Genomic DNA, 21,067 nt, shown 5'->3' with positions numbered 1-21,067 from the left:
TATGTTAAGAATTGAAATTAAAGAAGGAGAAAACATTGAACGCGCACTAAAACGTTACAAGCGTAAACACAGAAACGTTAAGGTGATGCAAAATTTGAGAGATAATCAATTTTTCACAAAACCATCAGTAAAAAGAAGACGTCAAATTCAAAAAGCGTCTTACATCCAAGGGTTAAGAGATCAAGAAGATATATAAATCGCTCCTACTTGGATATGAAATAAAAAAATCACGCTAACAGAGCGTGATTTTTTTATTTCATATGGATTAATCTATTATTGAATAGCAATATTTACCACCAAACCTTCATTGCTTCGAACATTAAAAACAGTCTGATCTTCAAAAATCAAATATTGCCCTTTAACCCCTTTTAACACACCTTGATAGCTTGGTGTTTTACCTAAATTCAAACTTTTGGGTTTTAAAGGATATTGATGTACCGGGTACTCTAGATTAGTTTCAGAATTACTTTCTATAAAATATTCCATAACCTCATCAGGAATATATTGTTTTAAACGTTCGCGCCATTCCACCAAATTCTCATCCTCTATATCATTTTTAAGCATGGTACGCCAGTTAGTTTTATCAGACACATGTTCTTTTAACGCAACTTCAGTTATACCAGCCAAGTAACGATTGGGCACTTCTACAATTTCAATAGCTTCATGCGCCCCCTGATCTATCCATCGTGTTGGTACCTGAGATTTTCTGGTAACCCCAACTTTAACGCTACTAGAATTCGCTAAGTACACAATATGCGGTTGCAATTGCATTTTCTTTTCATATTCTAAATCGCGATCTTCTTTACCCAGATGTGCCGTACTTAATTCCGGACGCATGATCCAATCGGCTGCCTGAGGCACATCGAAAAAACAACTCTTACAAAACCCTTGACGATAAATTGGTTTATCTAATCCACAATTCAAACATCGATATCTTACAAACTCTATGGATATATTTTTTTCCAGCAACTGATTCATATTTATAAAGTCGTTTTCAAACACTAAATAATATTGAATAGGCGATGCATATTCTGTTTGCATTTTTGTTAATACCCCTTGGTAAGTCATCCGTTTTCTGTTTTTAGATTTTTGTATTTCACCTCAAAATTACAAACATTTAAACAATAAATCTAAATGTGAAATTTGCTATTACTTTTCAGCAAAAAAAATGTTATTTTAGACTTTTAAAGATAGTAGTATAAAAATATGCCAATCCCTATAGTTAATTCCGTTGCTGCCTGGTTTTTAAAAAAACGATTCCAACAAATAGATTTGTTTTTAAAATACCCAAACGAGGTACAGCATGAGTTACTTTTTAGTCTTTTAGATTTTGCAAAAGACACTGAAATTGGCAAACAATACGATTTTGCTTCTATTAAGAGCTACAAAACCTTTACTGAACGGGTCCCGATAAAAAACTACGACGGCTGGCAGGATATTATTCAACGCTCCATGAAAGGAGAACAAAATCTCTTCTGGCCAACACCAATAAAATGGTACGCAAAGTCTAGCGGAACGACACGTGCAAAGAGTAAATTTATTCCGGTTAGTGAAGAATCTTTAGAGGAATGCCATTATGCGGCTAGTAAAGATTTACTGTCCATGTACCTTAACAATAATGAGGAATCTCAACTATTTACAGGAAAGAGTTTGCGCTTAGGCGGAAGCAAACAATTACACAAACAAAACGGCACAGCATTCGGCGATTTATCGGCGATTTTAATTGACAACATGCCGTTTTGGGCAGAGTTTAGCAGCACTCCCTGCAACAAGGTCTCTTTAATGAGTGATTGGGAACATAAAATGCAGGCGATTGTAAATGAAACACGTTACGAAAATGTAACGAGTCTTGCAGGTGTTCCTTCATGGATGTTAGTGCTGTTAAACAACGTATTAGAGACTACCGGAAAAGGCAACCTACATGAAGTATGGCCGCATTTAGAAGTCTATTTTCACGGCGGCGTAAGTTTTACCCCTTATATTGATCAGTACAAAAACATCCTTCCTAAGAGCGGGTTTAAATATTACGAAATTTATAATGCTTCGGAAGGCTTCTTTGCCATTCAGGATCAAAACGATTCTAGCGAATTGTTACTCATGCTTGATTACGGCATTTTTTATGAGTTCATCCCTATGGATGTTTATGCTACTTCCGAAGAAAAAGCTATACCTTTAAGTGAAGTTGAACTTCACAAAAACTATGCAGTTATCATCACAACCAATGCTGGTTTGTGGCGCTATAAAGTTGGTGACACCGTTAGGTTTACCTCCCTGAGTCCATATCGCATAAAAATTTCAGGCAGAACAAAACATCATATTAATGTCTTTGGAGAAGAGCTTATAATTGAAAATGCTGAAAATGCTTTAAAACAAGTTTGCAAAGATACCGAAGCAGAAATTGTAGACTTTACAGCGGCCCCTGTTTTTATGGAAGGCAAAGAAAAAGGTGCACATGAATGGCTTATTGAATTCAAAAGACTACCCAGAAATATAGATGAGTTTAACGAACTGTTTGATGATGCTCTAAAAGCATTAAACTCCGATTACGAAGCCAAGCGTTTTAACAATATTACACTTAACAAGCCAAAGATTAATGTAGCTCGTGAAAACCTTTTTTACGACTGGTTAAAACAAAACAATAAATTAGGCGGACAGCACAAAGTACCTCGTTTATCTAACACGCGTGATTACCTGGAAGAACTCTTAAAATTAAACGCCAGTTAAAACCTGTCAAAATCTCCGATGAAAGACTTTACCAAAAGTCTTTAGTCGAGTATTTCATCTTATAATCTAAAAGAACAAAAAGGGTTTTGCACAGGTTGTTAATAAGTCTATATTTAATCAAAAATTAGAAAACAAAACAGTACAAAAGTATATACCCTTATATTAATTAATATCCATAAAAAATAAAAAACCACGCTAATAGCGTGGTTTTTTTATCTGTAAACTTTGTTAGAAATCTAAGATACGGCCTTTAATTTCTTTAAAGCTGTTTTTGATAGTTTTTCCTGAGCATAAGCTTTAGTTACATTTAAAACTTTTTCATCGCTACTTGGTAATTCAAACATAGCATCTGTTAAAATTTCTTCACACAGTGAACGTAGTCCTCTGGCTCCTAACTTGTACTCGATAGCTTTATCTACAATATAACCCAAAGCACCATCGGTAATAGAGAAATCTATTTCATCCATTAAGAACAACTTTTTATATTGCTTGATAATGGCATTTTTAGGTTCTGTTAAAATTGCTCTTAAAGTTTCTGCATCTAACGGATCCATATAAGTCAGCACCGGTAAACGACCAATAATCTCAGGAATTAATCCAAAATCTTTCAAATCTTTTGGAATAATATATTGTAATAAATTATCCTGATCAATCACCTCATCAGACATAGATGCACTATACCCAACAGCCTGCATATTTAAACGTTTAGAAATCACACGCTCAATACCATCGAAAGCTCCACCGGCAATAAATAAGATATTTTCAGTATTTACTTCAATGAATTTTTGATCCGGGTGTTTACGTCCACCTTTTGGTGGCACATTAACTACGGTTCCTTCTAACAGTTTTAATAAAGCTTGCTGAACACCTTCACCAGACACATCACGTGTTATAGATGGGTTATCACTTTTACGTGCAATCTTATCAATTTCATCAATAAAAACGATACCCTTTTCTGCACGTTCTAAATTATAATCGGCAGCCTGTAATAAACGCGTTAAGATACTTTCAACATCTTCACCAACATAACCTGCTTCGGTTAAAACGGTTGCATCAACAATAGCTAAAGGCACATTTAACATTCTGGCAATAGTTTTTGCCATTAAGGTTTTACCTGTACCTGTTTGCCCAACCATAACAATATTACTTTTTTGAATATCAATATCGTCGTTTGTTGTTGGCTGCAGTAAACGTTTGTAATGGTTATAAACCGCCACAGACATGACCTTTTTAGTTGTATTCTGACCAATAATATATTCGTCTAAAAACGCTTTAATTTGCTGAGGCTTACGTAATTTAAGTTCAGCCGACAAATCGCTAGTATCGCTTTGTTTAGACTCCTCTAAAACAATACCATGCGCCTGCTCTATACATCTATCACAGATGTGCGCATCTAACCCAGCAATTAATAAATTGGTTTCTGGCTTTTTTCTACCACAAAACGAACATTCTAATTCTTCTTTTGCCATTAATCTTACAATTTTCGGGAGAAAAACATTTTATAAATCCCTCTATAACAATTCTTTAAAATTACAATTTTTATTTTAGTTACGAACTAAAATCTCATCTATCATACCGTACTCCTTAGCCTTATCAGCCTTCATCCAGTAATCTCTATCACTATCGGCATACACTTTGTCGTAGTCTTGCCCTGAATGCTTACTGATAATCTTGTAAAGTTCTTCTTTTAAAATCAAGATTTCACGCGCAGTGATTTCAATATCACTAGCCTGACCTTGAGCGCCTCCTAACGGTTGGTGAATCATAACGCGAGAGTGTGTTAATCCGCTACGCTTACCTTTAGCTCCTGCACATAATAATACTGCACCCATAGACGCTGCCATACCTGTACAAATAGTAGCAACATCTGGTTTAATAAACTGCATGGTATCGTAAATACCTAAACCAGCATAAACGCTTCCTCCTGGAGAGTTAATATATATTTGAATGTCTTTATTAGCATCGGTACTTTCTAAAAACAATAATTGTGCTTGAATAATATTAGCAACCTGATCATTAATTCCTGTACCCATAAAAATAATACGATCCATCATTAAACGCGAAAACACGTCCATAGCTACCGCATTCATTTGGCGCTCTTCTATAATGTTGGGCGTTAAATTTGTTGGATACATACTACTCATAATCTTATTGTAGTACGTACTGCTAATTCCTTGATCTTTTATCGCGAATTTTTCAAATTCTTTTGCGTAATCCATAGTGTACTTTGTTATTGAGGTTAAATCCTTAAGTTCTAAAATGATGACTAACTCACTGCTTCAAAAAGCTATATTTAATCAACAAATTAGGCTCTAGAATTATATAATTCTAGAGCCTAAATATACGCATTTATTCTTTATAAGATAAATGATTATTTATCTCCGTATACTTCTTTTACGAAGTCTTCGTAACTTAATTCTTTAACCTCGATATTAGCCTTTTCTTTGTAAAGTTCTAATAATTTTTGAGAGATTAATTGCTCTGAAATACGACGTGCTTCATCTTGGTTAGATAATACACGAGCAGCAATATCGTCCAGTTCTTTATCTGAAGGATTCATTTGACCAAATTGAGCCATTTGACCTTTAATCATTTCTTTAGCGTGATTTTTGATATCATCCATAGTTACTTTGATATCGTTATCAACGATTAATTTACTCTCGATTAACTGGTAACGAATGCCTTTTTCAGACTTCTCATATTCTTCCTTAGCTTGATCGTTATCTAATGATTGCTCTTCGTTTGATGTTTGTTGAATCCATTTTTGTAAGAATTCAGCAGGTAAATCAAATTGTGTATTTGCTACTAAATACTCAGTTACATCATTTAAAAGTTTTTGATCTGCTTGTTGCGCGAATTGCTTTTCAGCATCTTCTTTAATCTTTTCTTTTAATTCAGTTACAGATTTTACAACGTCTTTACCAAAAAGTTTATCAAATAACTCTTGATCTAACTCTGCTAACTCACGTGTGTTGATTTCTTCAATAGTAAATGTTACTTCGATATCTAAACCGTGAACCTCATCGTGACCTAATTTTAAAGCGTGCATTAATTCGTGCTCGTCATCAAAAAGTCCTTTAGTTTGTAATGTAATAACATCACCAGCCTTAGCTCCTAAAAATAATTTTTCAGTTGCATCACCAGCAAATTTATCTAAAGTAAGAGATACTTTATTTTCAATTTCGCGTTCTTCGTTTCTGTAAACACCTGTAATTTCGCTATCTGCAACAACCTCGTTTTGAGAAACTAATTTACCATATTGCTTTTGGATGTTAGCTACTTGCTCGTCTAACATTTTATCATCAGCGATAATGTTGTACTTAACGATAGGCTCTTTACTTGCAACGTTAACTTCAAATTCTGGAGCTAATCCTAATTCGAATTCAAAAGAAAATGTATCAGCATCCCAATCAATATTATCTTGTTGCTTTGGTAGTGGTTGCCCTAAAACATCTAACTTCTCTTCAGTTAAATATTTATTTAACGCATCTTGTAATAATTTGTTTACTTCATCAACTAATACAGCTTTACCATATTGCTTTTTTACCATTCCCATTGGCACGTGTCCTTTTCTAAATCCTGGAATGTTCGCTGTTTTACGGTAATCAGATAATATTTTTTCTACTTTATCGCTATAATCTTCTTTCGCGATATCTACTTTTACTACAGCATTTAATGCATCAACGTTTTCTCTTGTAATATTCATTTTTAAATGATATAAAGCCTTATCAGGCATTTAACAAAACAGGTTTTTATTAAAACCTGAAATTATGTAACTAAAATCGGGTGGCAAAAATACAATATTTTTACCACCCGACAAAGTTTTTAATTGCTTGATTTTATGCGATTTCCTTAATTATTTTTAGAAGGTGTCAAGTTGTTCGTTTTTAACACATTTACTCTTATAAATTTTAGAAATCGACAGCTGTTTCTGTATGTTTAATCGTCCTTTAAAACCGATTGAAGTATAGATTGTAAAATGGAAAGTAGTAAACTAAACAACACAGCCCACCAGAAACCATCCAGACTAAACCCGGAAACAAACTCTCCTGCCAGATAAATGATTAAACCATTAATAATTAAGAGGAATAACCCCAAAGTTAAAATGGTTGCCGGTAATGTAAATAAAACCAGGAGCGGTTTCACAAATAAATTTAACACCGCTAATACAATAGCTACTATAATCGCAGTGACATAACTATCTATATGCACTCCGGATAAAATTTGCGATATCACCAATACCGCGATTGCGTTAATTAAAAGTCTGATTATTGTTTTCATAATTAAAGAGTTAGTCATGAAATATACGAATTATCTGAGAAATAAAAACTATCTAATTACCTCTAATCACCAAACCAATTGGTAATGAATACGGCACGGTAACGGGTTTACCTCTTACCAATCCGGGTTTTATTTTTGGTAAAAGAGCAACAACTCTTATCGCCTCAGCTTCTAGCGCCTTGTGTTTCGCTTTGGCTTGTATATCAATTACATTACCTTTTTTGTCTATTTTGAAAATGATGTATATCTTTTGTACCCCATTCAAGCCCGTATCCTTTATAAAAGAAGTATTAAATTTTTCAGAAACAAATGCCGTTACATTTTCAGACATACACCTTTTCTTCCCATGGTTTGCAAGTGCATTTTCACATCCGGGATAAACAGGAACTCTTTGGAAAACCCCATCTGGCACTTCAACTTCTTTTAAATTACCAGCTCCTGTTGTTTTCTTTAAAACTCCATTTTTAAATTTGAAAGTTTTAACTACATTTCCTAGAGAATCAAATCTAGTTTCAGTGTTGGTTTTCACATCAAATTCATGTATCCCTTTTACTTTCAGTTTTTTATTTTTAGAATACTGCGCATATTCCCCTTGCTTATAACCATTAACATAACGAACTTCCCATTCCAACTCACCAGTTTCATAAAACTGTTTCCAAAGTCCATTAAGTTCATAATTATCATAATGACTTTCAATTTTTAAAATTCCGTTTTTATAATATTCTTTATAAGGTCCAGACCAAACAAATCGTCCCTTATTATTTATCTCTTTAATTTCTACGGAACAAAACAAGGTCCCATTTTCATCATACTCATAAGTTGTCAATCTACCTTCTACGTCATTTTTTGTTTCTTTTAGAATAACACCTTCTTTTGAATATTCTCGTTTCATGCCCGTAAACTTTCCGTTATTATCATTCACGTTAACTTCTAAAAGTTGCCCATTGTCGTAATACGTTTTCCAGACTTTAATTTTTTTATCATTCTTATAAAAGCCTTCTTGCTTTAATTGACCATTATCATAGTATTCTTTATACGGGCCATCTGGGTGATTTGTTTGGGCATTTGCTATTAATGTGGAGCAAGCAAAAGCCAAAATAAGTAAATATTTCATTGTAAATTTTTAATTTATCAATAAGCAAATATAAGATTCTTCCTTAGCGACAAGCATAAAAAACAAAAAAGGTTCCTGATACCAAAATGATATTCAGAAACCTTATTCTAATCTATTTTTAAAACTCTTAATTCACAAAGGTCATCACCGCATCAAAAAAATCGGTTGGATTTTCGGCATGTAACCAGTGTCCTGCATTGGCAATAGTAACAATATCTGCTTTTGGAAAATGACGCTTGATAATTTGAGTATCGTCAACTCCTATATATTCTGAGCGATCCCCCCGTAAAAACAACGTGTCACCTTCGAAGGTGGCGTAGCTTGGTAAGGGCTCACCAACTTCGGACACTTCTTCTTTAAGCACCTCAATATTCATACGTAATGCTAATCGTCCTTTTTCAATCCAATACAGGTTTTTTAATAAAAACTGTCGTGTTCCTAAATCGGACACATATTCGGCTAACACTTTATCGGCTTGACCGCGACTTTTTATCTCATCAAAATTCAACGCACTTAACCCATTTAAAATAGTATCGTGATGCACCGGATAAAAACGAGGTGATATATCCGCAACAATTAATTTAGAAACCATTTCCGGGTATTTGGTTGCAAACAACATAGCGGTTTTTCCGCCCATAGAATGCCCTAACAACACTATTTGCTTTAAATTATGAACGTCACAATAACGTTTTAAATCTTCAACTAAAACCTCGTAACTAAAATCGTCGTGATGAAAACTATGTCCGTGGTTGCGCTGGTCGACCATATGCACTTGAAATCCTTGTTCGCTAAACTGCATACCGAGTGTTTTCCAGTTATCACCCATACCTAAAAACCCATGTAGAATAACAAAAGGATTCCCCTCGCCTACTATATTTGAATGTAATACCATGCTTATTTATTTTTTTAGCTTTCGTAAATACATCTGAATCACGTTTTCTACGCCCAGATACAAACTCTCAGCAACTAAGGCATGCCCTATAGACACCTCTAACAACCCGGGAATATTATCGCTGAAGAACTTAATATTATCTAACGACAAATCGTGCCCGGCATTAACACCCAAACCAAGTTTATTGGCCAATTCGGCACAATCGGCATAAGGTTTAATCGCACTTTCGTTGCCTAAACCGTATTGATGCGCAAAAGCTTCAGTATACAACTCGATTCTATCAGTTCCTGTTTCTTTAGCGCCTTCAATTTGCTCTAAAACAGGATCGACAAAAATAGAGGTACGTATATTATTTCTTTGGAATTCACTAATCACATCGATTAAAAAATCTTTGTGTTTAATAGTATCCCAACCTGCGTTACTGGTAATAGCATCTTCGGCATCTGGCACTAAAGTTACTTGCGTTGGCCTCACCTCTAAAACCAAATCTATAAACGATTTCACAGGATTTCCTTCAATATTATATTCGGTATACACCACTGGTTTTAAATCACGCGCATCCTGGTAACGAATATGACGTTCGTCTGGTCTTGGATGTATGGTAACCCCTTCGGCTCCAAACTCCTGAACATCTTTTGCAAATTGCACTACATTAGGCACATCGCCACCTCTGGAGTTTCTTAACGTTGCTATCTTATTTATATTTACACTTAGCTTTGTCATGTATTGCTGTTTTAAAAGACAAAAATACAAAGTAGAACAGGCTATTGTACTTTTTTTTTGATTAATTTGCATAGGTATAAACGCAGGATAATGAAATTATCACAATACATAATAAACGATATAAGACCGCTAAACAGCAGTAGCAAAATTAGTGAACTACAAGAGTTGTTTAACCAATTAACCTTATCTCACCTTCCTATTGAAGATGATAATAAAACCTATTTGGGCTGTTTTTCTGAAACCGATGCGCATTGCGTAGACAGTAACAAAACGGTGAACGATTACAAATACACTTTAGAAGATTTTTATGTTCGCGACACCACACTGTGGTTAGATGTTTTAGAGGCTTTTGCTGTAAAATCTACAAACATTATGCCTGTACTTAATAGCGATAACGTGTATTTAGGCTATTATGAATTGAATGATGTGATTAGCTTATTTAACGAATCGCCTTTCTTCTCTGAAACGGGTGGCGTTGTTGTTGTTGAAAAAGGCATTAACGATTATTCTTTTAGCGAATTGAGTCAGATTGTAGAATCGAATAACGGCAGGCTTCTTGGTGCATTTATTTCTAAAATGAATTCAGATTTAATACAGATTACTCTTAAAGTTAGTACCGGCGGATTGAGCGACATCATTCAAACCTTTAGAAGATATAGTTATAATGTGATATCAGGTCATGATGAAGACCGCTATATTGAAAGCTTAAAAGAACGATCGGATTACCTTAATAAATACTTAAATATTTAACCTTTATGAAAGTTGCTGTTTTTGGACGCTTTTACAATGAAACTACGACAACTTCGGTTGAACGCCTATTTGCTTATTTATTAGAAAAAGATGCTGATGCCTATATTGAAACCGAGTTTTTTAACCTTATAAAAGAAAATTCACCTCACATAGACGAATACCGGTCGTTTAAAACCTTCGACACCCTCGATAAGTCATTTGATTTACTAGTGAGTATCGGTGGCGACGGGACTATCTTAAGAGCCATCATCTATGTAAAAGATTTAGACATTCCTATTATTGGTATTAACACCGGACGCTTAGGATTTCTGGCAACCATTCAGGTTGATCAAATTGAAAGCGCTATTCAAAATATTATTGATGGTAAATACAAAATATCAGAACGTAGTTTGCTTTCGGTAGAAACCTCGCCTAAAAGCAAAGAAATTAGCACTTTAAACTTTGCCCTTAACGAAGTAGCCATCAGTCGAAAAAACACCACCTCGATGATTACCGTTGAAACGTTTTTAGACGGTGAATACCTAACCTCGTATTGGAGCGATGGTTTAATTATTTCAACACCAACGGGATCTACAGGCTATTCTTTAAGTTGTGGCGGACCTGTGATTACACCTAGTAATAATAGTTTTGTTTTAGCTCCAATTGCGCCGCATAACCTTAGTGCTCGCCCGTTAATTATTCCAGATTCTACCGAAATACAACTCAAAGTAGAGGGGCGAGAAGACAGTCATTTAATATCTTTAGACTCCAGAATTGCAACTTTAGAAAACGGCACAATTATCACTATAAAGAAAGCCGACTTCACCATTAAAATGATTGATCTTTTAAATGAAAGCTTTTTAACCACACTTCGAAAAAAACTACTTTGGGGAGAAGACAAGCGCAATTAGACAATAATTTTACAGAAATGTTGTTTTAGACTAATACAATTTATATCAAATTGTTATTGGCTAATCTTATTTATTATATTTGCAATCTTTCGAACATTTATGAGGTATTTAACCGTATTGATAATAAGCATTTTAAGCATTCATGTTAGTTATGCTCAAATACACGAATTAGGAGTTTATTTAGGAGGAAGTAATTTTATTGGCGATGTTGGAGCTACCAATTACATCTCTCCTAATCAACTGGCAATAGGTGGAATTTATAAATGGAACCGTAGTAAGCGTCACTCCTATCGTGCTTCTGTAATCTTTAGTGATTTAGAAGGTTTAGACTCAAAATCTGATGACCCCAGACGTCAACAGCGAGGTTACGAATTTTCAAACGGCATATTAGAAATTGCTGCCGGTATGGAATTCACCTTTATAGATTTCGATTTGCACACAGGACGTAGACTAACAACACCGTATTTATTTACGGGATTAAGTTTAACCAACCATGACGACACGTATTTTGTTAATGGTGTTCAAACTGATGAAGGCAGTTCAAGCTGGACCTTTGGAATCCCGATGGCATTGGGTGTAAAAACTACGTTTATTGAAGGACTAGTATTAGCTGTAGAAGTTGGAGCGCGCTATACCTTTACCGATGGTTTAGATGGCAGTACACCTGCCAGCAGCGATCTGCAACCCTACAGATTTGGAAATATAAATAATAACGACTGGTATGTCTTCTCTGGTATCACCCTAACATATACCTTTGGAGAAAAGCCGTGTTATTGTACAAATTAAAATGAATTTAAGAGAAAGCATACAACCTAACAAATTACCAAAACACATTGCTATTATTATGGATGGTAATGGGCGTTGGGCAAAACAAAAAGGCATGATTCGTGCCATTGGTCATGAAAATGGTACAAAGGCTGTAAAAGAAGCTGTTGAATGCTGTGCAGAACTTGGCGTAGAAAATTTAACCCTTTATGCCTTTTCTACCGAAAACTGGAATCGCCCTAAATTAGAAGTCGATACTTTAATGAAATTATTAGTTAATTCATTAAAAAAAGAGATAAAAACACTTCAAGACAACGACATAAAACTCTCTGCTATAGGCTGCTTAAACAACTTACCTAAAAAAGTGCACGCAGAGCTTCAGGAGGTCATAGAACAGACTAAAAGTAACAGCAGAATGACTTTAACGCTGGCTTTAAGCTATGGTTCGCGCGAAGAATTACTAAATACTGTTAAAGAGATTAGTATTAAAGTTAAAAATAACATAATTTCGCCGGAAAAGATTGATGAATCGATTATAAATGAGCATCTTTACACGCATGGTTTGCCAGATGTAGACTTGCTTATTAGAACTAGTGGAGAGCAACGCATAAGCAACTTTTTACTGTGGCAAATCGCATATGCAGAACTGTATTTTACAAGCGTTTTATGGCCAGATTTTACAAAAGAGCATTTGTATGAAGCTATTATAGAATATCAAAAAAGAGAACGACGATTTGGGAAAACAAGTGAACAACTTAGCTAATAAACTACCTTTGACAAATTATATTAAACACTGCCTTGCAATATTACTTTTTGCATGTAGCTTTAGCATTGAAGCACAACAAATACCTTATAACCAAGGTAAAGAATACACACTGGGTGATATAACCGTATTAGGAAACACGGCATTCGAAGAGCAAACCATAATTACTTATTCCGGATTAAGAAAAGGGCAGGAAATCACAATACCTGGTGAAGATATTAGTGCCGCCATTAAAAAACTGTGGAACTCGAAATTATTCAGTGACATAGAAATTTACATTAATAAAGTAGAAGGCGACATAGCATTCCTTGAAATCAGATTATCAGATTTACCACAACTTAACGAATTAAAAATTAACGGCGTTAAAAAAGGTAAAATTGAAGGCATTATAAAAGAAAATAAACTTAATAAAGGGGTTAAGGTTACAGAGAATTTAGTTACCACCACTAAAAACTACCTAACCAATAAGTATAAAAAAGACGGCTTTTTAAACACCAAAGTTTACATTAACACCATCGATGTTCAGGATTCATTACCTACGGCCAGAGTAAATATGGTAATCAACATTGATAAAGGTGAAAAAGTAAAAATTGATCATATCGTATTTAATGGTAACGAAGTTTTAAACGATAAAACACTTCGTAAAAGCATGAAAAACACGAAACAGAAAAACCCGATTCGTGTTCTAAAACGTTCTAAATTTATCGAGGCCGACTATAAAGAAGACCTTGTTAGCTTAGTTGATAAATACAAAGAGAATGGTTATCGTGATGCCCGAGTTTTATCGGATAGCATCATCATTAACAACGATAAAACCATTTCTTTAAACATTAATGTTGAAGAAGGTGAAAAATATACATTTGGAGATATCACATTCATTGGTAATACGGTGTATTCCAACGAGCTTTTAAACCGCGTGCTACGTATTAGAAAAGGAGACACCTACAATGGTGTATTACTTCAAAAACGTATTGCCGACGAAACCAAACCAGATGGTGACGATATTACCAATTTATACCAAAACAACGGGTATTTATTCTCACAAATCAACCCAGTTGAAGTTAGTGCCGATAACAATGTAATCGACATGGAAGTAAGAATCACTGAGGGGAAACCTGCTTACTTTAATAGTGTTTCGGTAGTTGGAAACGATAAAACAAACGACCACGTTATTTATCGTGAAATTCGTACGCGTCCTGGACAGCTATACAGCAAGGCCAATGTGGTTCGTACCGTGCGTGAGCTTGGTCAGTTAGGATTCTTTGATGCTCAGGAAATCTCTCCGGACTTTAAAAATGCAAATCCTAATGAAGGAACCATAGACATGGAATACTCTGTAAAAGAAACCGGATCTAGCCAAATTGAACTTCAAGGTGGTTACGGTGGTGGAGGTTTCATCGGTACCCTAGGGTTATCATTTAACAACTTTGCGATTAAAGATATCTTTAAAAAAGAGGCTTACAAACCTATCCCAATGGGAGACGGACAAAAATTAGCATTGCGTTTACAAGCCAGTCGTTTTTACCAAACGTATAGTTTCTCATTCTCAGAACCTTGGATGGGAGGTAAACGTCCTGTACAATTTTCATCATCGTTATCACATACCAAACAGTTTTTATACGACTACCAAACAGGTAACGCTGATAAATCGAGAAGTTTCAATATTACAGGGATCACTTTTGGTTTAGCAAAACGTCTACAAGTGCCTGATGATTACTTTACATTATCGCAGGCTATCAGTTACCAACGTTACGACTTAAATAACTATAACACCGGTTTATTTACTTTTGGTGACGGGTATTCTAATAACTTGTCATATACCGTAGGTTTAAGCAGAAATAATACTAGCGTAGATCCTATTTATCCAACCGGGGGTTCCAACTTTGCTGTTACAGCAAAATTATCGTTCCCTTACTCTTTGGTTAACGGTGTTGACTACTCTGCTCTAAAAGATGAAAGAGATGATAATGTAGCCGTTCTAACTGATGCGAATTCAACTGAAGTAGAAAGATCAGATGCGAATAGCAGAATTTCAGAAATCGACCAAGAGCGTTACAACTGGTTAGAGTTTTACAAGGTTAAATTTAAAGCAGACTGGTATACACAAATCGTTAAAGATTTAGTATTAAAACCAAGTGTTGAATTCGGTTTCTTAGGCGCTTACAACCAAGATCGAGGGGTTATTCCTTTTGAAAGATTCTTCCTTGGTGGTGATGGTTTAGGTACTTATAGTTTAGATGGTAGAGAGGCTATCGCATTACGTGGTTATCCTAACCAATCGTTATCAACAAACGATGGAGGTACCATTTATAACAAATTCTCATTAGAGTTGCGCTACCCGATAACTTTAAAAGCTTCAGCTAAGATTTATGGTTTAACATTTATCGAAGGTGGTGCTTCATATAACGAGTTTACAGATTATAACCCTTTCGACTTAAAACGTTCTGCGGGTCTTGGACTTAGAATCTTTATGCCTGCGTTTGGATTATTAGGTATCGATTTCGGTCACGGATTCGACCCAATTCCTGGCGAAACTGAAAAGAGTGGATGGCAAACACACTTTATCATTGGACAACAATTTTAATTTTGGCACGATATTTTCTAATAACTTAATAAGTATTTGAAGTAGAATTGAAATTTTTGAGATTAAATTTCGTTAATTTTGAAATGAGCATTCTAAAATTTTTCAAACCAAGGAAAATGTTTATTTTGCGACAACCATTTGATAAATTGAATAACGGAATATAACCTAAAGGAAATTCAGTTCTAATCGTGGCAGAAATAAAACAAAGATCATCTGTCTTTTTAGAATTTATAACCAATAAATTAAAAAAACTTAAACAGATGAAAAACAACGTTCTTTTTTTACTGATACTAGTTTTTACGCTAAGCTTTATGGCTAATGCACAACGCGGTGTTCGTATTGCTTACATCGATACAGAGTACATTTTAGAAAACGTTCCAGAATACCAGGAAGCTACATCGCAATTAAATGATAAAGCCGACAAATGGAAATCTGAAATTGACGCTAAGCTTGGTGCTGTTGAACAAAAGCGAAAAGACTTGAGTAATGAAAAAGCACTCTTAACAAAAGAGCTTATCGAAGAACGCGAAGAAGACATTACTTTCGAAGAACAAGAAATATTAGATTATCAACAAAAGCGTTTTGGACCTAATGGTGATTTGTTTATTCAAAAGCGTCAACTCATGCAACCTATTCAAGATCAAATTTTCGCTGCGGTTCAGGATATTGCAGCCAGCAGAAAATATGATTTCATCTTCGATAAATCCTCTGAAGCTACCATGCTGTATTCAGCAAAACAATATGATTTAAGTGAGCAAATCATTCGCAGCATCAGCAGGACTGCAAAACGTACTCAAGCGCAATCTCGCGCCGAAAGACGCGCTGCCGAACAAGAAGAGCTAGTTCCTGAAATCAACGAAGAATTAGAAGCTCGTGAAAAAGCGTTAGAAGAAAGACAAGCTGCAAGAGAAAGTGCTGTTGAAAAACGCCGTCAGGAAATTTTAGCGGCTCGTGAAGCCAAACAAAAGGAAGCCGAAGAACGTCGTCAGCAAATTTTAAAAGAACGTGAAGCGGCTAAACAAGCTAAATTAGATGCCAGAAAAAAAGCAACTGAAGAAACTGATGATGCATCAGATGTAACATCTGATACAGATTCAAAAACAGAGGAAGGCACCGAAGAAGTAAAAACTCAGGCTCAACTTATAGAAGAAAATAGACAAAAAAAATTAGCCGAGCGCGAGGCTAGAAAAAAAGAGTTAGAAGAAAGAAGACAAAAAATATTAGAAGAAAGACAACGCGTGAGAGATAGTATAAATAACAATAATTAATTAAACAATTTAAAACACACTTAATACTTTTTTAAAAATGAAACAATTAAAGAACCTTTTATTAGCAACTGTACTATGTGTTGCATCTGTAACTTTATCAAATGCACAAAGTAAAGTAGCTCATATTAACACTCAAGAGTTAATTCAGGCGATGCCGGAGATGAAAGCTGCACAAACTCAACTTGAGACGTTAAGTAAAACATATCAAACAGATATGCAAGCTTCAATTACAGAATACCAAAATACAGTAAAACAATACGACGCAGAAGCTGCTACTAAAACAGAAGAAGAGAACGCTAAAAGAATGCAAGAGTTACAAGAAAAACAAATGCGTATTCAACAGTTCCAGTCTGATGCTCAAAAAGATTTACAAAAGAAAGAAATGGATTTATTAAAGCCTATTACAGAAAAAGCTAAAACTGCTATCTTAAAAGTAGCAAGAGCTCAAGGTTTTGATTACGTTTTAGATTCTGCTCAAGGTGTAACTATTTTAGCAGATGGTAAAAACTTACTTGACGATGTTAAGAAAGAATTAGGTATCTAATCTACTTAACAAATAAAATTAACGTAAAGCTGCTTTTCACAAAGCAGCTTTTTTTATTTTTGTTGGCATGAGCAAACAACCTATTGGTATTTTCGATTCTGGTGTTGGAGGCACTTCTATATGGAAAGAAATACACGCCCTTTTACCTCACGAAAACACCATCTACCTTGCCGATAGTGCAAACGCTCCCTATGGTTTAAAAGGTAAAGACAAGATTATTGAATTAAGTATTAAAAATACCGAATACTTAATCGATCAGGGTTGTAAACTCATCGTTGTAGCTTGTAATACAGCTACCACCAATGCCATAAGTATTTTAAGAGCTACTTATCATGTTCCGTTTATTGGTATAGAACCTGCTATTAAACCCGCAGCCTTACAAACCAAAACAAACAGTGTTGGTATTCTAGCTACTAAAGGCACGTTAAGTAGCGAATTGTTTTCTAAAACCTCAGGACTCTTTGCGAGTAATATTAAAGTTATAGAGCAGGTTGGAGAAGGAATTGTTGAACTTATTGAACGCGGGAAAGTTTATTCTGAAGAAATGAGACAACTCTTAACAAGCTATTTAAAGCCCATGATTGAGGCTAAGATTGATTATCTTGTTTTAGGCTGTACACATTACCCCTATTTAATGCCCTTGCTTATAGAACTGCTTCCAAAGCATGTAAAAATTATAGATTCAGGTGCTGCTGTAGCCAGACAAACTAAAGCTATTTTAGAAAAACATGAACTGCTAAATATGCAAACCGATAAAGCAGAAAACACATTTTTTACTAATGGAAACCCTGAAGTGATGGCTAGCTTATTAGATGATAAGTTTGAAGTGAAATATCTAAATTTCTAACACTGTATTAGAAAATAATTATAATGCGTGATTAAGACTCCTCTTTAAACCAGCTAGAATATTTCACGTAATTATTTGCTATTCTATCGATTTGCCCTGAGATTAATTCCTGACTAATGTCCTTTATCTTCTTTGCGGGTACTCCGGCATAAATACTACCGGACTCGACATGCGTATTTTGAGTTAATACAGCTCCCGCAGCAATAATGCTATTGCTTTCAATCACGCAGTCATCCATTACAATACTTCCCATACCTATTAACACATTATCATGAATCGTACAGCCGTGCACCAAGGCATTATGTCCAATAGACACATTATTTCCAATGTTTGTTGGTGCGGTTTGATAAGTGGCATGTATCACAGCGCCGTCTTGTACATTCACCTTGTTTCCAATCTTAATATAATGCACATCCCCGCGTATTACAGCATTAAACCATACACTGCATTCTTCTCCCATGGTTACATCACCAACGATAGTCGCATTTTCAGCGATATAACAATCTTCAGGAATCTGAGGTGATTTTCCGTTTACTGGTTTTATTAAAGGCATATTGAATATTGAAAAATTAATTTACAGCAGGACAGTTACAATCGTAGCGTTTACGTCGGCATCCAAAATTATATCCTAAAGTAATTTGATGAAATCCACCATTAGTATAAACTACTGAATTACTTTGGTAAGTATATGTGTAGGCAAACATAAACTGATTATAGTTGATTCCCAAAATAGGAGTGAATTGATTTAGACGCTGCCTACTAACATCAGAACCTGAATTGGTATACTCGGCTCCATCGAAACTATTTCTGTACGACAGACCTCCCCAAATGGTTCCAAAATCCATCGTTTTATAAGCTTTAGCATTAACATCTATTGCGGCTTCTTGGGTGGCTTCACGATATTGAAACATTACAGAAGGCTCAAAACTCCACTCACTACCAAATTTACTATACACATATCCCGTAGTTAATAAATACCGTCTCAAGTTACTTGTTATGTTAATATCTCTATTTATTCCAGAATTGTTCAAAAGGTTTTTAACAGTTCCGTGTAAATAGAAATCTAAAAACTGATATGAAAAACCAAAGTCCATATTAAAGTTGGTTTCATTCTGCACAGTTCCGTCTATTATAGGATCAGGTCCATCAAATAAAAATGACGTTTCATCCAAACGATACTGAATAATTCCAGCACTTAACCCAAAAGACAACATATTTAAATCGACTTCACTTCTCGAAAACATTAAGTGGTGTGCGTAGCTGGCATAAGCACCGTTTTGTGAATGGTAACCATTCTTATCTTTAAATAAAATTCCTCCTACCGCAGAAGAGGACTCTCCTATACGCCCATTAACACTTAAAGTCATTAAACGCGGTGCATCTTCATGACCAAACCACTGTTGGCGCCCCGTTAATCTAATCTTAGCACAGTTAGCCACCCCAGCCATAGATGGATGTATTAGATAATAATTATCAGTAAGGTAATCGGTATATATAGGTAAACCTTCTTGAGAAACAGCGACTTGAACAACAAACAGACTAACGACTGCAATAAAAAATCTTTTAAATTCCATATAAGTTTACACTATAAGTTCAGATGATTTATGTTCACCACCACTAATGATTCTTTTATTTTTAATCAGTTCAATAAGAGGCAACAAAACTCAAATATATGGATAACTAAAGTTTTCTTTTAGTATTTTTGTAAAAAATTAGCTAAAATGAAAACATATAAAGTTTCCGTAAGAGAAACAACAAATAATGCCATAGTAAAATTCGAATTAAACGAATTCATAACACAACATCAAAGTTTCGAATTCAACAATATAGATGAAGCTAAATCATCTCCCTTAGCTCAGCAATTATTCTATTTACCATTTGTTAAAAAGGTATACATTTCAGGAAATTTTATTGCAGTAGAGCGTTTCAGCATTGTCGAGTGGAGCGATGTACAGGATGAAATAGCAGAACAGATAGAGTCTTACTTAAATGATGGCGGTATTGTTATTGAAACAACCGCTGAAGCTAAAAAAGTACCTGTTACCGTTTATGCAGAAAGCACACCGAATCCTTCGGTAATGAAATTTGTTGCTAATAAGAAAATTGTAACAAGCCTATTCGAATTCACTTCTATTGATGACGCTAAGTTATCACCTCTTGCAACAGAATTATTCCATTTCCCGTTCGTTAAAAGTGTATTCATTGAGGAAAACTATGTATCGATAACAAAATACGACATCGCAGAATGGCAAGACATCACTATTGAATTACGTGAGTTTATTAAAAACTATATTGAAAATGGAAAAGAAGTTGTTGTTGCAGGTGCTGCCGAACAATTAGAAAAATCTACAGAACAATTAGATTCTAACTTTGATGCTTTAGACGACACTTCGAAACAAATAGTAAACATTCTTGAAGAATACGTAAAACCTGCTGTTGCCAGCGATGGTGGTAACATTCAATTCATCTCTTACGATGAAAATACCAAAAATGTAAGTGTACTGCTTCAAGGGGCTTGTAGCGGATGCCCTTCGTCTACCTTTACACTAAAAAGTGGTATTGAAAATATGTTAAAAGAAATGCTTCAGGGCAAAGTTGAAACAGTTGAAGCTATTAACGGTTAATACAAACCAATAAATATATTATAAAGCGCTCACTTCATATTGAGCGCTTTTTTTATACCACAATCCAAGGCTATAAATCCACCAAAATCCAATTCTAACATAACTCTCTTCCAATTTAAACAAAAACACCATAGGGTCCTTAAAAAGAGCCTAAAGGCGTTAATCAAAGCGACGGATTAGTTCATGGAAGTTTATAAAACAAAAAAGCCTTTATCAAACACGATAAAGGCTTTTGTTATGTTTGTTGTGACCAGGCTGGGGCTCGAACCCAGGACCCTTTCATTAAAAGTGAAATGCT

At 34.9% G+C, this 21,067-nt stretch carries 21 protein-coding genes; 11 read left to right on the top strand and 10 right to left on the bottom strand.

What is annotated here, in order from left to right:
* Position 1: 1 nt before the first annotated feature.
* The gene (gene rpsU / locus ICJ85_RS11155; RefSeq protein WP_188223878.1) at positions 2-196 is read left to right on the top strand and encodes a 30S ribosomal protein S21; all 195 of its coding nucleotides are present in this window, start codon (positions 2-4) and stop codon (positions 194-196) included.
* Positions 197-273: 77 nt separating this feature from the next.
* Here rpsU and ICJ85_RS11150 read toward each other — a convergent pair whose 3' ends face one another.
* Positions 274-1,068, bottom strand: coding sequence for a DUF2797 domain-containing protein (locus ICJ85_RS11150; RefSeq protein ID WP_188223877.1), 795 nt, complete (start codon positions 1,066-1,068; stop codon positions 274-276).
* Positions 1,069-1,206: 138 nt separating this feature from the next.
* Here ICJ85_RS11150 and ICJ85_RS11145 point away from each other — a divergent pair, with 138 nt between their 5' ends.
* A complete protein-coding gene (locus ICJ85_RS11145) occupies positions 1,207-2,724 on the top strand; it encodes a GH3 auxin-responsive promoter family protein (protein ID WP_188223876.1) in 1,518 nt (505 codons plus the stop codon).
* Positions 2,725-2,960: 236 nt separating this feature from the next.
* Here the strand turns inward: ICJ85_RS11145 and clpX are convergent, their stop codons facing one another.
* From clpX to ICJ85_RS11110, 7 genes are all read right to left on the bottom strand, one after another.
* Entirely contained in the window at positions 2,961-4,193 is a 1,233-nt protein-coding gene (gene clpX, locus ICJ85_RS11140; RefSeq protein WP_188223875.1) for an ATP-dependent Clp protease ATP-binding subunit ClpX, read from the bottom strand.
* 75 nt (positions 4,194-4,268) lie between these two features.
* Positions 4,269-4,943, bottom strand: a complete 675-nt coding sequence (gene clpP / locus ICJ85_RS11135; protein WP_188223874.1) for an ATP-dependent Clp endopeptidase proteolytic subunit ClpP — start codon at positions 4,941-4,943, stop codon at positions 4,269-4,271.
* Positions 4,944-5,095: 152 nt separating this feature from the next.
* Positions 5,096-6,430, bottom strand: coding sequence for a trigger factor (gene tig, locus ICJ85_RS11130; protein ID WP_188223873.1), 1,335 nt, complete (start codon positions 6,428-6,430; stop codon positions 5,096-5,098).
* Between the two features lie 233 nt (positions 6,431-6,663).
* Entirely contained in the window at positions 6,664-7,005 is a 342-nt protein-coding gene (locus ICJ85_RS11125) for a phage holin family protein (RefSeq protein ID WP_188223872.1), read from the bottom strand.
* Between the two features lie 52 nt (positions 7,006-7,057).
* Complete coding sequence (locus ICJ85_RS11120; protein WP_188223871.1) at positions 7,058-8,119, bottom strand: energy transducer TonB; 1,062 nt, start codon at positions 8,117-8,119, stop codon at positions 7,058-7,060.
* Between the two features lie 127 nt (positions 8,120-8,246).
* Complete coding sequence (locus ICJ85_RS11115; protein ID WP_188223870.1) at positions 8,247-9,011, bottom strand: alpha/beta fold hydrolase; 765 nt, start codon at positions 9,009-9,011, stop codon at positions 8,247-8,249.
* A 6-nt stretch (positions 9,012-9,017) separates the two neighbouring features.
* The gene (locus ICJ85_RS11110; RefSeq protein WP_188223869.1) at positions 9,018-9,734 is read right to left on the bottom strand and encodes a pyridoxine 5'-phosphate synthase; all 717 of its coding nucleotides are present in this window, start codon (positions 9,732-9,734) and stop codon (positions 9,018-9,020) included.
* Positions 9,735-9,824: 90 nt separating this feature from the next.
* Here ICJ85_RS11110 and ICJ85_RS11105 point away from each other — a divergent pair, with 90 nt between their 5' ends.
* The 8 genes from ICJ85_RS11105 to murI all read left to right on the top strand — a co-directional run bounded on the left by ICJ85_RS11105 (position 9,825) and on the right by murI (position 18,145).
* The gene (locus ICJ85_RS11105) at positions 9,825-10,484 is read left to right on the top strand and encodes a CBS domain-containing protein (RefSeq protein WP_188223868.1); all 660 of its coding nucleotides are present in this window, start codon (positions 9,825-9,827) and stop codon (positions 10,482-10,484) included.
* Positions 10,485-10,489: 5 nt separating this feature from the next.
* Positions 10,490-11,374, top strand: a complete 885-nt coding sequence (locus ICJ85_RS11100) for an NAD kinase (RefSeq protein ID WP_188223867.1) — start codon at positions 10,490-10,492, stop codon at positions 11,372-11,374.
* A gap of 99 nt (positions 11,375-11,473) precedes the next feature.
* Positions 11,474-12,160 (top strand): type IX secretion system protein PorG, encoded by a 687-nt coding sequence (gene porG / locus ICJ85_RS11095; protein WP_188223866.1) that lies wholly within the window; start codon positions 11,474-11,476, stop codon positions 12,158-12,160.
* A gap of 1 nt (position 12,161) precedes the next feature.
* Positions 12,162-12,902 carry an isoprenyl transferase gene (locus tag ICJ85_RS11090; RefSeq protein WP_188223865.1) on the top strand — a complete coding sequence of 247 codons (741 nt, stop codon included), beginning with the start codon at positions 12,162-12,164 and terminating at the stop codon, positions 12,900-12,902.
* Positions 12,874-15,486 carry a BamA/OMP85 family outer membrane protein gene (locus tag ICJ85_RS11085; protein ID WP_188223864.1) on the top strand — a complete coding sequence of 871 codons (2,613 nt, stop codon included), beginning with the start codon at positions 12,874-12,876 and terminating at the stop codon, positions 15,484-15,486. Before ICJ85_RS11090 ends, ICJ85_RS11085 begins: the two co-directional genes overlap by 29 nt.
* Before the next feature lie 260 nt (positions 15,487-15,746).
* A complete protein-coding gene (locus tag ICJ85_RS11080) occupies positions 15,747-16,754 on the top strand; it encodes an OmpH family outer membrane protein (RefSeq protein ID WP_188223863.1) in 1,008 nt (335 codons plus the stop codon).
* 37 nt (positions 16,755-16,791) lie between these two features.
* Positions 16,792-17,298 (top strand): OmpH family outer membrane protein, encoded by a 507-nt coding sequence (locus ICJ85_RS11075; RefSeq protein WP_188223862.1) that lies wholly within the window; start codon positions 16,792-16,794, stop codon positions 17,296-17,298.
* Between the two features lie 67 nt (positions 17,299-17,365).
* Positions 17,366-18,145, top strand: a complete 780-nt coding sequence (gene murI / locus ICJ85_RS11070) for a glutamate racemase (protein WP_188223861.1) — start codon at positions 17,366-17,368, stop codon at positions 18,143-18,145.
* Positions 18,146-18,176: 31 nt separating this feature from the next.
* Here murI and ICJ85_RS11065 read toward each other — a convergent pair whose 3' ends face one another.
* The gene (locus ICJ85_RS11065; protein WP_188223860.1) at positions 18,177-18,698 is read right to left on the bottom strand and encodes a gamma carbonic anhydrase family protein; all 522 of its coding nucleotides are present in this window, start codon (positions 18,696-18,698) and stop codon (positions 18,177-18,179) included.
* A 16-nt stretch (positions 18,699-18,714) separates the two neighbouring features.
* A complete protein-coding gene (locus ICJ85_RS11060; protein ID WP_188223859.1) occupies positions 18,715-19,719 on the bottom strand; it encodes a PorP/SprF family type IX secretion system membrane protein in 1,005 nt (334 codons plus the stop codon).
* A 147-nt stretch (positions 19,720-19,866) separates the two neighbouring features.
* Here ICJ85_RS11060 and ICJ85_RS11055 point away from each other — a divergent pair, with 147 nt between their 5' ends.
* On the top strand, positions 19,867-20,769 hold the full coding sequence (locus ICJ85_RS11055; protein ID WP_188223858.1) for a NifU family protein: 903 nt from the start codon (positions 19,867-19,869) through the stop codon (positions 20,767-20,769).
* Positions 20,770-21,067 lie beyond the last annotated feature (298 nt).

This window comes from Aestuariibaculum marinum (assembly GCF_014596975.1).
Classification (GTDB): Bacteria; Bacteroidota; Bacteroidia; order Flavobacteriales; family Flavobacteriaceae; genus Aestuariibaculum; species Aestuariibaculum marinum.
The sequence above is the reverse complement of the archived record's forward strand: the minus strand, read 5'-3'. Positions and strand labels throughout refer to the sequence as shown.